Raw genomic sequence first — 12,506 nt, 5'->3', positions numbered from 1 at the left:
CCTCGCATCCGCTGCGCAGAGCTTGCTCTTCGGCGGATACGTGCCCCCGCATGCGGCGACGGACGGCGTGAGGTTGCGCTGTCGGCACCCCACAGGTTCGATGTGTCGGCATCGCTGCGCGCTTGCGGTATCGATGATATCCTTGAGGGGCCGACCAATGGCGGGCGACAGGTTTTCAACTTCGCCGTGACGCGCGGCGCGCTGGCCCGGGTCGATTGCGTGAGGGCCGGCCTGAAATGGAACGTCCGGATCGAGCAGCGCCCCGACTGGCCGACGTCCGCGCCGGCCCGCTAAAAGATCCGATACCTCGGCTCGAGCTAGTCCGCTCGCTGCCGGATCGAGCTTCGACCTCTCCGGCGACCCCTGATGCGTGGGCGCGGGTGCAAAGCACCGAAATGGAAGCAAATAACTTCGTCCGTCCGATACGGAATCGGCTGATCACCGTTTCAATTCATGTTACATCTGTGTGACAGTGGCGCAAAGAGCCGCCGTTTTTCCGGAGAGCGTTGCGAAGAGGAAGGCCAGTCGAGGCTTTTGCCGATGATCAGTGGCTTGCAGTTGAATCATGTTCTGGCCGCCTTCAGCGCGGCCCGATCCATCGGCTCTCTTCATGAAGCTCTGCTCCGCGCTACCCATTTGCTGGGTTCACCCGCTTCGCCATGGGGCATCATGTCGACCTGCCGAGCCCCGTCGAAGACGCGATCCGGCTCACATCCTATGGCGACGACTGGATTAGCCATATCCTCGACCGTGGATACTTCGCCGACGACCCTATTCACCTTGCGAGCATGCGCGCACCATGTGGTTTCTCATGGAGCGACGTCAGCAAACAAGAAGGCGCGCATTATTTGGGCGATGATGGCCAGTGGGGAGCGCTACCGCGAGCCGCAGGTCGCGTAAGACACGGCGCGGGCAATCGCGCCTGACGAGGTTGGGAAGGGCGGACAGGAGCTAATGCATCAAGCCGGTTGAACCCGCCGGATCGGGAAAACCCACAACGACCAGGCACCTCGAGTGCGCGGGTTTGATCGGGACCTGAGATGCGCGAATGGCATTACGGCCGGCGGCACCATGCGCCGCACCTACAGGTCGGACACATGGCCGCACCAACCAGCTCGCGACGCAACTGTTCAAACTTGCCAACGGAGGGCCGTCCACACATGGGTCTTCAGCGTCGCGAAGCTGCCAGGCAGCTTCCGCCCCAGAAGCGGACTTTGACGATTAGCCGGTTCGAGTTGGAAGCAGGCCAAGCTGCTGCATCATATCGAGATCGTCGCGCGTCGCGTAATGCTCGACGATCAGCCCTTCTCGGAAGCGCCACCAATGTATGTGCTGCACGACGAAGCTTTTGTTGGTCGGGGCGATACCAACCAGCATGCCACCTTCAACGGGGATTTTGCCGACGCCTTTGTGAGTCCCCGAGACCTTGTTACGAGCGATGACCACGTCACCTGCCGCCGTCAGCTCGATCGCTTCGTGGCGATAATCAGGGAACATCGTCCTAAGATCGCTAAGCACGCGTGTCAGCCCCGGTTTGCCTACGGGTTTCCCGTGATTTCGCGTATCCGGTGAAAAAAAGGCGACTGCTGCCGCAACATCGCCGCTGTTCATTGCCGCCATATAGCGATGGAGCGTCTCAACGTTGGCTTTGGCGAGTGACGAAGGCTCGATGGTCTCGGGTGAGCCATCGGCAGCCGGAACAGGACTTTCTTGGGCTATGGCCCGCCCCGCCACAGGTAACGCTGCCAGCAATCCAAAGAACCAACGTCGCGTGAATGCCATGATCGCCTCCCATCCAAGCACGGCATCATGATGCAGCAGGTCACGACCGCTTTCCACCATTCCGCGCCGTTCGGCCCTCTCGATGCCAGACCTGACAGCGGACGTCAGACCGAGATGAACGGATGGCCGAAGTTGGGAAGGCGCGGAGTGGTTGTAAACGTCCACTTCTGGGTCTTTACTGCCGTGAAGCTACTGGTGGCCAGCGTTTCAATGGCGGCCTTTCCGGCAGCCCGAGAAACGCCAAGAGCAGCGGTCCGCTTACGCCTCGTTGGAGGCGTTCCGGCGACCGCTCACCTTTCCCGATTGCAGCCATTCGCCGGTAGTGCGAGCTTCTCCGGCACGTTGATCCTAAGGAGACAGATATGCGCTTTGGCTTTCCTGCGGTTGCTTTGGTCGCCCTCGCAACGCAGCCGATGTTCGGCGGTCGCGCCCTAGCGCAGTCGTTAGGCCGCCAAAGCGCCGTTGCCACGCTGCCATCAACAACGATTTCGGCACATGAACGATTGTTGCCGCTTCAAGGCGGACAGAACTTCCGCGATCTCGGCGGCTATCGCACGCGAGATGGCCGGCATGTTAAGTGGGGCCTGCTGTTCCGCTCCGGCTCGATGCACGGGTTGACGGCGACCGACTATGCATCTCTCGAGGGCCGTGGAATCCGTGTGGTCTGCGATTTCCGCGACAATCGCGAGCGCGCTGCCCAACCGGTGCATTGGCCGGCTCCGGGTGCCCCGAACGTGCTGTTCGATGCCTACTATCTCGATACGGCCGCGATGATGCCGAATGGACCGCCAAGCAGTTGGACTGAGGATGAGGCAAAAGCCAGCTTTGCGGCCAGTTATCCAAAGATGCTCACCCAGTTCAACAAGCAGTATCGGCGCATGTTCGCAGAACTGATCGCCGCCCACGTACCGCTCGCGTTCAATTGCTCTGCCGGCAAAGATCGGACCGGCATTGCCGCCGCACTCATCCTTACCGCGCTTGGCGTCCCGCGTCAGACAGTGATTGACGACTACATGCTCACCAACAAATATCTCGATCAGAAGAAGCTCGTGGCGGACGGTCCGCCACCAGCGAACATGACGCCGGGCCAAACGGGGGGCGGCGCCAGAGCCGACCCTGCCACGACGATGAGATCGATGTCTCCCGGCGTACTGCGAGCGATCCTTGCGGCCGATCCGAGCTATATCGAGGCGGCGTTGGCGGTTCTCGATCATCATGGGGGCGGCCCCGAGGGATATCTGCGCGACGAGCTTGGCGTTGATCATTCAGCGCTTGTTAGTCTGCGGTCACTCTATCTGGAGTGAGGGCACCGCGTTAGTGGCCACTTCTCCAATCTTATCGGCCAACAGCTGCCCGACCGGACTCCAGGACTTCCAGCCGTCCATCCCCCAAGACGCTCTGCTCAAATGTGGTCATCGGCTGAATATGAACAATGTCCGATTCCGGGACGCCAGCGTGTAAAACGGCTCGACGCCCCTTGGTCTGGGCCTGAAGCCGCCACGCAGATCCCGCCGCCGGAGCGATACTTCCTCTCCCGACGGCCGGCGGCCGCGAGGCACGCCACAGAAATAAATTGATATTGCATATCGGCAATGTCATTAATGCTGGTGCCACGTGGCGGTAAACGAAGGCCGACAAAGATCGGTCGATGAGGGGATAAGGATATGACCGTTCGATCGCACCTGTTGGGGAGCATCGCGCTGATGGCGCTCACGTTCTCGGCCGAGAACGTTCAAGCCCAGAGCGCAACCCGCCAGGATGCGACCGACCTAAATTCCCGGCCTGAACCCGCGCCTTCGTTGGATGCGAACGACATCATCGTGACGGCGCAGCGGCGTGCGGAGCGGCTCGAGAGCGTGCCCGTTTCGATCACTGCCGTCACGGCCGCTACGATCCAGAATTCCGGGATAAAGCGGCTCGACGACATCCAGCAAATCGCCTCCGGCGTCCAGATCAACAAGGGCGGCGCTTTTACACAACCAGCGGTGCGCGGTATCTCCACGCTCACGCTGGGATTTGGTTTCGAAAACAACGTCGCCGTCTATGTCGATGGTTTCTACCAGAACGATATGGTGACGATCAATCAAGACCTGGGGACTGTCTCCAGCGTGCAGGTGCTGAAAGGTCCGCAGGGCACGCTGTACGGGCGTAACGCGACCGGTGGTGCGATCGTGATTGAGACTATGGCGCCGTCAGATGAGTTTACAGTCAGTGGCACTGGCTCATACGGTCGCTTCGATGACAAGCGGCTGCAGGGATACATTTCAGCACCGATCGCAAAAGGTATCAAGTTCAGCGTGGCCGGTTACATGCGGGACAGTGATGGCTATATCACCGACATCGGTGCAGATCCTAATTCGAAAGCTGATGATCGCAAGATCGATCCGCTGAAGAACACGTCGATCCGCACGAAACTCGAGTTCGACCCCACGGAAACTCTCAAGGTCACGCTCGGCTACAATTATGGCTTCGTGCGGGATGATCGCGGTCTGACCTATGTCGTCCACGATTATTATCCGGCATTCGCGACCCCCGGAAACACGCTGACCTGTCCTAACCCGGCGCCAGCCTGTGTCGGCCAAGCCGATTATCGCGCCCACACTCGCGACAAGGCGTCGGTCAACGCCGTCAACGCTGCGGCCCGAGCAAATGAGTTTACCGGCACGATCAAGTTCAACACCGGTATCGGCACCCTGTCGTCCTACACCGGATACGCCAAGCGCCGATCCACGAGCATGTTCGACTTTGACGCGAGCATGGCGGCTTTGTCCTTGTCGGTAGGGCATCCGAAGGACCACTCCTTCCAGCAAACGCTGGATTTCGCGATCGACGCGATTAACAATGTCGATCTGGTGGTCGGCACCTTTTATTATAACGACAAGAACGAGACGCCCGATTCCGCCGCTTATTCGGGCAACCCTTCGGTGCAACAGAGCGGTTATCGGGTGCGTCTGGGAACGAATGCCGGCGCGATCTATGCCGACGGCACGCTGCACATCGGCGACAAGCTGTTCCTGACTGCCGGCGGGCGGTACAGCACCGAGCGGCGACAGCTGCGATACAATTTCACGTTTCCGACGGTCACGGCGGAAGTCGATCGGCATGCGACGTTCAGTTCCTTCACACCGCGCGCTGTCATCCGATATGAGTTGGCGCCCCGCACGAACGTCTATGCGTCCTTCTCGAAGGGCTTCCGGTCCGGCGTGTTCAACACCGCCGCCAGCGCGAACCCCGCTTTCGCGCTCCCGATCAAGCCGGAGAAGATCACCGCCTACGAAATCGGCTTCAAGACCGCGTCGCGCGCATTCCGCTTCGACACCGCCGGCTGGTATTACGAGTTCAGGGATTTGCAGGTCGGCGTGTCGCGCCCCGATCCGACCGATCCCAGCGGATTGCGGCTCATCCAGACGATCGGCAACGCGGCCAAGGCCCGCTCCTACGGCCTCGAGGCCCAGGCGCAATATACCGTCATCGAGAATTTGAACGTACGTGCCGGCGGCGCCTGGATCCACGCACGCTATGTCGACTTCAAGAATGCGGTCGGGACGGCGCTGAACACCGCCACCCAGACGAACGTCAGCGGTCAGATCCAGGACTGGTCGGGCCAGCAGGCGGCCCGAGCCCCGTCATGGTCGGGGAATATCGGGTTCGACTATGGCGTCGATCTCGCCGGAGGGCGCCTGAACATCGCTGGCAACGGCTCCTTCACCGCCTCCTACGTCGTGCAGAACCCGTCCCTCTATGGACCGACGGCAGGTGCTGCGCTCGCCAACAAGCAGCGCTACCGCCAGTCCGGCTATTCGATCTTCAATGGACAGATCAACTGGGTCGCTCCCGGCGGGCGGTATACGATCGGGATCTACGGCGAGAATCTCAGCAACACGCGCTACACGATCATCCGCTCCGGCGGCGCGTTCGGGGACTACAAGCAGTATAACGAGCCGCGCACTTATGGTGTTCGCGCCGGCTTCAAGTTCTGATTGCCGAAGCTATGCGGGTCGGATCGTTCCGGCCCGCAGCTCTCGTCGGCACAGTCGCCGCGGGCGTGCCGCGACCTTCCCGTCGCATGGGCGGGATGCCACAAGGGCTGGAATGGGACAGCAGCACAGGTCGCTATGACAGATCATATCCAGATTGCGCGCTCCGACCGAACGCTCGAGATCAGGTTCGCACGCGCCGATAAGAAAAATGCTCTGACCGGAGCCATGTATCGGTCAATGACCGAAGCTCTCCAGACGGCCTCGACGGACCCTCAGATACGCGCCGTGCTGTTCACCGGTGAAGGCGGTGCCTTTACCGCCGGCAACGATCTTGGCGACTTTCTCAACGGTCCGGACGGAGCCATGCCGGCCTTTGCGTTCATCCGGGCGCTGGCGGCCTTCGAGAAACCTCTGGTCGCCTCGGTGCGAGGGCTTGCCGTCGGCATCGGGACGACGATGCTGTTCCATTGCGATCTGGTCTATGCATCGCCCGATGCCCGGTTCACCATGCCGTTCGTCAATCTGGGGGTGGTCCCGGAGGCGGCCGCCAGTCTGCTGGCCCCACAGCGATTAGGGCACGCGAAGGCCTCGGCGATGCTCCTGCTCGGCGAGCCGATGGATGCCAAGACCGCAGATACGGTCGGTCTGGTCACCGCGCTGGTCGTCGAGGCAGAGCTCGATGACGTGGCCCGCGCGAAGGCCGCGGCGCTCTGCCTAAAGCCGCCGGCAGCCCTGGCGGCAGCGCGGCGACTGATGAGGGGGGACACCGCGCCGATATTGCAGCGGATCGATGAAGAGGCCACGCTTTTCGCAACGGCTCTCGAGTCCGATGACGCGCGCGAAGCGTTCGCAGCCTTCCTGGAAAAACGTCCGCCGGTATTCCTGTCCTAGGCAGGGCATGAGATTAGACCCGTCGCATGGTCGAAGGCGTGTCGGTCTCGCTGGTTCTGCTGGTCGCAAGCTTCGCTGGATCGCCCTTGTAGGGAGGGAAAAGCATCGGAGCGCTCGGGCATTCCCTGCGCGCGAACGCAGTGGAGCCAGCACCGATAACGCTTTCCGCCCCGAGTCCGAGAGGCTAGCGCCCCCCCCCCGGGGGGCGGCTGACGCGCGGCTGAGAGACAGGCAGCAGTGACCCGAATGATATTCTCGAAAACGGCCCAAGCGACGCATGTTCGTTTTTCCGGTGTGAGCACTGCACCGAAAAGAGCGTGCGGAGGGCGGGCTTGGGGGGCCGTGAGACGGAGGTTCAGCTGGGCAGTGCCGCCAGACGGTCCGGCAGCGCCTGACGGACATGGTTCTTCGCGACCCCCTTCCCGTCTTAGCGGATACGGAACCGGACTCCCAGAGCTTCCGCGTTTGGGTGTCAATTGTAGACATGCGATCCGGCGTTCTAGTCAGTCACGCAAGTGTGGGAGGGCGGCGGCGCGTAAGGCGCGCCTAACGGCGAACGGTACGCCTGAATCTTGATGCGGATGCTCTGGCTTTCTGGGACGCCACGATGACCTGGGCGGTCGAACCAGGAACCTTCACGGTGTTGGCGGGGGCAAGCTCTGCCGCGCTAAAGAGCACGATCTTGCGCGTGGTATGATCCGTCCAACGTGTTGCGAACCGCGATTTTATTGGCGGTGTTCGTCCGTGCGGCGCCGGTAGTGTTCCCGCTGAGAGAACAAACATCCGCTGCCGATCCAGGCGGAGTGTGCGAAAGAAAGCTGCGCCGCCCGATGATGTCGACCTTTGGCGCTCAACAACCTAGGTGCGGTGGGGAAGCTCTTGCGAGAAGTCGGCGGCGATCCTCGGCTGCATGCAAAAGCGAATGTCCATCCTCCCTTGTCCAAACAGATTGCGGACGTCCGTCATGGGGGAGGGGGCAATGTCAGATCGTCCGGGCCGATGGCGATTGCCAGCCCATCGCTGCGATCCTAGCCGTTTGGGGGCCCCCATGTCGTCCACAGACTAGTCTGGTAAGCCCATGCTGCTGCAGCATTGTCGTTGCGCAGGCCCGCAGTTCGCGATCGGCAATCATCGAGCTATCTCGGAGCATTCGCGCGCGATGCGCCGGTCCGTATCCTATTCGCGATGAGAGACGGCTTGCCCACGACGCAGCTGCCAGCAGGTTAAGTTCGCCTGCCCGACCACCCGATGCCCAGCGTGCGCCCGTAGCGATCGCGCCCAGCCTGCTCGATCCTAAAAAAGGGTCGCCAGGGCATCGCGCAACCTGGCGGTAGCGGCGACCGACCGCTTTTTCGCAGATTGCGCCGGATTTGGGAAAGGGTCTACAGCGCCCGCTGTGGGATCGTCCGGCGCATCAATGCCAAGCAGGCGGATGCGCTCCGGACCGGCGCGCAGCGTGTCGCCATTGACGACCCGCACGAAGCGCGCCAAAGAGCTGCGACCCCGCTTCGCCAGCGTCATCGCCGCTTGGCCGCGATCAAGCTTCAGCACCGCGGTCCGAAGTGCTGAAACGAGCATGGTGGGCAAGGACTGCCCCTCGGGCGCTTCGATCGGCACGCTCAGGATGCCTTCGCCTTCGGCGGCCCTGCGCATGGCGTTGAGCAAATCTGTCTCGCCCACCCCCCCAAGCCCGGGCAGGATCATGCTTTGCGCATGACGACCGTTTCGAATGCGATCAAGCGCTACTGAAACCATTTCGAAAACGTCTTCCCGGCCGGCCAACTCGGGAGGACGACTGCCTGCACCTGGGCGAAATGGTTACGCCGCGGATCCATAATTCAATGTTTATAGCTTCTATATGATCCGTATAAAACCGCATAAGATTTCTATATGTTGGCTTTGGGTGGTTGGGTGGAGCTAGCGCGAGCGCAACCGATCGAATATCCGCGCTGCCTGCACTTGGCTGCCCGCCGGTATTTTAAGGATCACCTGACGCAGAGCCGGCGGTCTAACGCGGATAAACGTTCCCCAAGATCAACAGGCCTGCCCATCGGTTCAGCGAGCTGACGGGCTTCGTTCTGCTGAACCTTCCCAGTCGTGCCACCGAGTCTTGTACAGCCAGGTCGGCGCGGGCGACGTGGTCGCGCGCCGAAAGCGTCTGATGAATGAACTGCTTTGGGCTGAACCCTTACTCAGGTGAATTGATGTCCGCCCAGTGCGTTACCTTCTCGATCGGTAACACATCGCGTGTCGCCGCCCATCCCGCCCCTTCGAAGCCATCGTCGAACCAAGCACCCACTTCGGCGTCGCCGTTCCAAAGCAGCATATCGCGCCCATCCTTCCGATCATCGGGCATCAATGCGATTGCGTGCCAATGGATAAGTGAAATTGTGATCATCCGCATTTTTCCCAGTTTCGCAAGGAAGCCATTATGATCGAGCGCAAACAGCGTGTTGCCCACTTTGTCACTTGCGCCCTTGTCCTCGTCAACTCACGACCTCGAGCGTTCTGACGGCGTTGACCAGGGTCCCGATGCGACGTCGCCTAAGCGAGACCTGACCGCAACTCGCTTGGTGGATCGCGTCCTGTCGGCCGAGTGCGCTATCCCGCGATCGGCTCCGTGACTTAGTGCGCCATGGCCTTGACGATCTCCTCAACCATCTTCTTGGCGTCGGCGAGCAGCATCATCGTATTGTCCTGATAGAAGACGTCGTTGTCGACGCCCGCATAGCCGACGCCGCCCATCGATCGCTTGATGAACAGCACGGTCTTGGCCTTGTTCACGTCGAACACGGGCATGCCGTAAATGGGCGAGCTCTTGTCGGTCTTGGCGGCGGGGTTCACGACATCGTTGGCGCCGATGATGAAGGCGACGTCGGTCTGCGCGAATTCCGAATTGATGTCCTCCAGTTCGAACACCTCGTCATAGGGAACGTTCGCCTCGGCGAGCAGCACGTTCATGTGCCCCGGCATGCGTCCCGCGACGGGGTGGATCGCGTATTTGATGGTGACGCCCTGCGCCTTCAGCACGTCGCCCATCTCGCGCAGCGCATGCTGCGCCTGCGCGACGGCCATGCCGTAGCCGGGGACGATGATGACCTGCTCGGCCTGGCTCATCAGGAACGCCGCATCCTCGGCGGACCCGCGCTTCCACGGGCGCTGCTCCTTCGCCTCGCCGCCGGCCGCGCCGCCGCTGTCGCCGCCGAAGCCGCCCGCGATCACGCTGATGAAGCTGCGGTTCATCGCCCGGCACATGATGTAGCTCAGGATCGCGCCCGACGATCCGACGAGCGCGCCGGTGATGATCATCGCGCTATTGTGCAGCGTGAAGCCCATCGCCGCTGCCGCCCAGCCCGAATAGCTGTTCAGCATCGAGACGACGACGGGCATGTCCGCGCCGCCGATCGGGATGATCAGCAGGAAGCCGATCACGAAGGACAGGATCGCGATGGCCCAGAACAGGCCCGGCGTATCGAGATGGAACAGGCCGACGAGGATCAGGATCGCTGCGATCGTCGCCAGATTGATGATGTGGCGGCCGGGCAGCATAATGGGCTTGCCGCCCATCGTGCCGTTGAGCTTCAGGAAGGCGATGACCGATCCCGAAAAGGTGATCGCGCCGATCGCGATGCCCAGCCCCATCTCGATCCGACTGCTCTGGAAGATGTCGATTCCGTCGGGCTGGAGGATGCCGAACGCCTGCGGGTTGAGATAGGCCGCGATCGCGACGAGCACCGCGGCGAGGCCGACGAGGCTGTGGAAGGCGGCGACGAGCTGCGGCATCGCCGTCATCGCGATCCGCCGGGCGGTGACGATGCCGATGCCGCCGCCGATGATGATCGCGCCGGCAATCTCGATCGCGCTGATCCAGTCGATCGTGAAGACCGTCCAACAATCCGCCGCGATCGGGCAGACGCGCTGGCTGCTGCCCGGCGCATGCGTGATCAATGTCGTGACGATCGCCAGCGCCATGCCGGCCATGCCGAAGCGGTTGCCGTTGCGGCTGGAAGCGGGGCTGGAGAGTCCGCGCAGCGCGAGGATGAAGCAGATGCCCGAGACCAGATAGGCCAGCATCGCCCATGGATTGACGGCTACGGCTTCATGCATTGCTCAATCCCCCTGGCCGGTCCGCTCGCTTGCGCGCGTGGCGTCCCGGCATCCTCCCGTGCCGGCTCACTTGGCCGCCGGCCGGTCCTTTTTCTTGTACATTGCCAGCATCCGCGCGGTGACCGCGAAGCCGCCGAAGATGTTCACGCTGGCCAGCGCCACCGCGACCAGCCCGAGCCACTTCGACGTCGCCGAACCACCCAGCGCCCCCGCCGCGCTCGCCACCAACGCGCCGACGATGATCACCGACGAGATCGCGTTGGTCACCGCCATCAGCGGCGTATGCAGCGCCGGCGTGACCGACCAGACGACATAATAGCCGACGAAACAGGCCATCACGAAGATCGACAGGATCGAGATGAAGTCCATCAGGCGGCTCCGACGCTAAGTTCCTCTCCATGCGAAGCATGGCGAGGAACTGGGGTGCCCGCTGTCATGACAGCAGCCGCGGGTTCACGATCTTGCCGCCCAGCGTCAGCCGGATCGCATCGCCGATCTCTTCGTCAAGCACGGGCCTGCCCGCCTCCTTGTCCCAGAAAGCCGACAGGAAGTTAAACAGGTTGCGCGAAAAGAGCGCCGACGAATCCGCCGCCATCGTGCCCGCGACATTCTTCGCGCCGATGATCTTCACGCCATGCTTCACCACTGTCTCTCCCGAGACCGCACCCTCGACATTGCCGCCGCTCTCGGCCGCGAGATCGACGATCACCGAACCCGCGCGCATCGAGGCGATCTGCGCGTCCGAGATCAGGCGCGGCGCGGGCCGGCCCGGGATCAGAGCGGTGGTGATGACGATGTCCTGCTTGGCAATGTGCGCCGAGACCAGCTTGGCCTGCGCCGCCTGATATTCGGGGCTCATCTCGGTCGCATAGCCGCCGGCGCCTTCGCCCTCGATGCCCTTCACATTCTCCACGAAGATCGGCTTGGCGCCGAGCGACTGGATCTGCTCCTTCGTAGCCGATCGCACGTCGGTCGCGGACACCTGCGCGCCGAGCCGCCGCGCGGTCGCGATCGCCTGCAGTCCGGCGACACCTACACCCATCACGAAGGCGCGCGCGGCCGACACGGTGCCCGCCGCGGTCATCATCATCGGAAAGGCGCGGCCATATTCGGCGGCCGCCATCAGCACCGATTTGTAGCCGGCGAGATTAGATTGCGAGGAGAGGATGTCCATCGATTGCGCGCGCGTGAGGCGCGGCATGAACTCCATCGCCAGCGCTTCATAGCCCGCGGCGGCATAAGCCTCTATCCGCGCCCGATCCCCGAACGGATTGAGCCCCGCGACGATCCACGCGCCGGGCTTGGCGCCGGTCAGCGCAGCGGGGTCCGGACCCTGGATGCCAAGCACGATCTCCGCGCCCGCAAGCGTTGCCGCGCGATCGCCGATCGTGGCGCCCGCCGCTGCATAATCGGCATCGGCGACCGAAGCGCCGATACCCGCGCCGCTCTCGACCGCGACATCGGCGCCGAGGCCGACGAACTTCTTGACCGTCTCAGGTGTCGCGCCGACGCGCGCCTCTCCGGTCGCCGTCTCTTTGAGGACGGCGATCTTTATCGTCACGAAGGATCAGCGGAAGATGGGAAGATTAATCTGCGCGGCGATCGACGCGCAATGGGATGTACATGACCTGGCGACCCCGATGAAGCTGGCCTTCCGGTAAATCTGTGCGCCGTCGGCCATCCGCGTTCCCCCGCTCCTATACCTATGTGACGGTTAGACACGTGGTCCTTGCGCCTCAAGCTTTT

At 62.4% G+C, this 12,506-nt stretch carries 11 protein-coding genes and 1 pseudogene; 6 read left to right on the top strand and 6 right to left on the bottom strand.

From position 1 onward, the window contains the following. Nucleotides 1-102 precede the first annotated feature (102 nt). Both Q4F19_RS08680 and Q4F19_RS21470 read left to right on the top strand, forming a co-directional pair. Nucleotides 103-294: a hypothetical protein gene (locus Q4F19_RS08680; protein ID WP_303541604.1), complete on the top strand. Its 192-nt coding sequence runs from the start codon at nucleotides 103-105 to the stop codon at nucleotides 292-294. 356 nt (nucleotides 295-650) lie between these two features. Beyond that, nucleotides 651-926: pseudogene (locus tag Q4F19_RS21470) on the top strand (autoinducer binding domain-containing protein); the annotation flags it as partial. Nucleotides 927-1,221: 295 nt separating this feature from the next. Here Q4F19_RS21470 and Q4F19_RS08675 read toward each other — a convergent pair. Then, a complete protein-coding gene (locus Q4F19_RS08675) occupies nucleotides 1,222-1,842 on the bottom strand; it encodes an ester cyclase (RefSeq protein WP_303541602.1) in 621 nt (206 codons plus the stop codon). 302 nt (nucleotides 1,843-2,144) lie between these two features. Between Q4F19_RS08675 and Q4F19_RS08670 the strand changes: the two genes are divergently transcribed. The 4 genes from Q4F19_RS08670 to Q4F19_RS21465 all read left to right on the top strand — a co-directional run bounded on the left by Q4F19_RS08670 (nucleotide 2,145) and on the right by Q4F19_RS21465 (nucleotide 7,350). Then, nucleotides 2,145-3,086 (top strand): tyrosine-protein phosphatase, encoded by a 942-nt coding sequence (locus Q4F19_RS08670; RefSeq protein ID WP_303541600.1) that lies wholly within the window; start codon nucleotides 2,145-2,147, stop codon nucleotides 3,084-3,086. A gap of 360 nt (nucleotides 3,087-3,446) precedes the next feature. Next, entirely contained in the window at nucleotides 3,447-5,762 is a 2,316-nt protein-coding gene (locus Q4F19_RS08665) for a TonB-dependent receptor (RefSeq protein ID WP_303541599.1), read from the top strand. 135 nt (nucleotides 5,763-5,897) lie between these two features. After that, entirely contained in the window at nucleotides 5,898-6,653 is a 756-nt protein-coding gene (locus Q4F19_RS08660; protein WP_303541598.1) for an enoyl-CoA hydratase, read from the top strand. A gap of 565 nt (nucleotides 6,654-7,218) precedes the next feature. Beyond that, nucleotides 7,219-7,350 (top strand): fibronectin type III-like domain-contianing protein, encoded by a 132-nt coding sequence (locus tag Q4F19_RS21465; RefSeq protein ID WP_431312389.1) that lies wholly within the window; start codon nucleotides 7,219-7,221, stop codon nucleotides 7,348-7,350. A 596-nt stretch (nucleotides 7,351-7,946) separates the two neighbouring features. Here the strand turns inward: Q4F19_RS21465 and Q4F19_RS08655 are convergent. The 5 genes from Q4F19_RS08655 to Q4F19_RS08635 all read right to left on the bottom strand — a co-directional run bounded on the left by Q4F19_RS08655 (nucleotide 7,947) and on the right by Q4F19_RS08635 (nucleotide 12,315). After that, nucleotides 7,947-8,357: a hypothetical protein gene (locus Q4F19_RS08655; RefSeq protein ID WP_303541597.1), complete on the bottom strand. Its 411-nt coding sequence runs from the start codon at nucleotides 8,355-8,357 to the stop codon at nucleotides 7,947-7,949. Nucleotides 8,358-8,841: 484 nt separating this feature from the next. Then, entirely contained in the window at nucleotides 8,842-9,114 is a 273-nt protein-coding gene (locus tag Q4F19_RS08650; protein ID WP_303541595.1) for a hypothetical protein, read from the bottom strand. A gap of 164 nt (nucleotides 9,115-9,278) precedes the next feature. Next, nucleotides 9,279-10,760 carry an NAD(P)(+) transhydrogenase (Re/Si-specific) subunit beta gene (locus Q4F19_RS08645; RefSeq protein ID WP_303541593.1) on the bottom strand — a complete coding sequence of 494 codons (1,482 nt, stop codon included), beginning with the start codon at nucleotides 10,758-10,760 and terminating at the stop codon, nucleotides 9,279-9,281. 66 nt (nucleotides 10,761-10,826) lie between these two features. Beyond that, nucleotides 10,827-11,129: an NAD(P) transhydrogenase subunit alpha part 2 gene (locus tag Q4F19_RS08640; protein ID WP_303541592.1), complete on the bottom strand. Its 303-nt coding sequence runs from the start codon at nucleotides 11,127-11,129 to the stop codon at nucleotides 10,827-10,829. A 64-nt stretch (nucleotides 11,130-11,193) separates the two neighbouring features. Beyond that, nucleotides 11,194-12,315 carry an NAD(P) transhydrogenase subunit alpha gene (locus tag Q4F19_RS08635; RefSeq protein WP_303541967.1) on the bottom strand — a complete coding sequence of 374 codons (1,122 nt, stop codon included), beginning with the start codon at nucleotides 12,313-12,315 and terminating at the stop codon, nucleotides 11,194-11,196. Between the last annotated feature and the right edge of the window lie 191 nt (nucleotides 12,316-12,506).

This window comes from Sphingomonas natans (genome assembly GCF_030546695.1).
Taxonomy (GTDB): domain Bacteria; phylum Pseudomonadota; class Alphaproteobacteria; order Sphingomonadales; family Sphingomonadaceae; genus Sphingomonas_I; species Sphingomonas_I natans.
Note: the sequence above shows the minus strand (reverse complement) of the source record. Positions and strands in the feature narration are given on the sequence as shown.

Coding starts and splice junctions, on each gene's coding strand:
- Q4F19_RS08675 (WP_303541602.1), bottom strand. CDS start 1,842: ATGGTGGAAAGCGGTCGTGACCTGCTGCATCATGATGCCGTGCTTGGA.
- Q4F19_RS08670 (WP_303541600.1), top strand. CDS start 2,145: ATGCGCTTTGGCTTTCCTGCGGTTGCTTTGGTCGCCCTCGCAACGCAG.
- Q4F19_RS08665 (WP_303541599.1), top strand. CDS start 3,447: ATGACCGTTCGATCGCACCTGTTGGGGAGCATCGCGCTGATGGCGCTC.
- Q4F19_RS08660 (WP_303541598.1), top strand. CDS start 5,898: ATGACAGATCATATCCAGATTGCGCGCTCCGACCGAACGCTCGAGATC.
- Q4F19_RS08655 (WP_303541597.1), bottom strand. CDS start 8,357: ATGATCCTGCCCGGGCTTGGGGGGGTGGGCGAGACAGATTTGCTCAAC.
- Q4F19_RS08645 (WP_303541593.1), bottom strand. CDS start 10,760: ATGCATGAAGCCGTAGCCGTCAATCCATGGGCGATGCTGGCCTATCTG.
- Q4F19_RS08640 (WP_303541592.1), bottom strand. CDS start 11,129: ATGGACTTCATCTCGATCCTGTCGATCTTCGTGATGGCCTGTTTCGTC.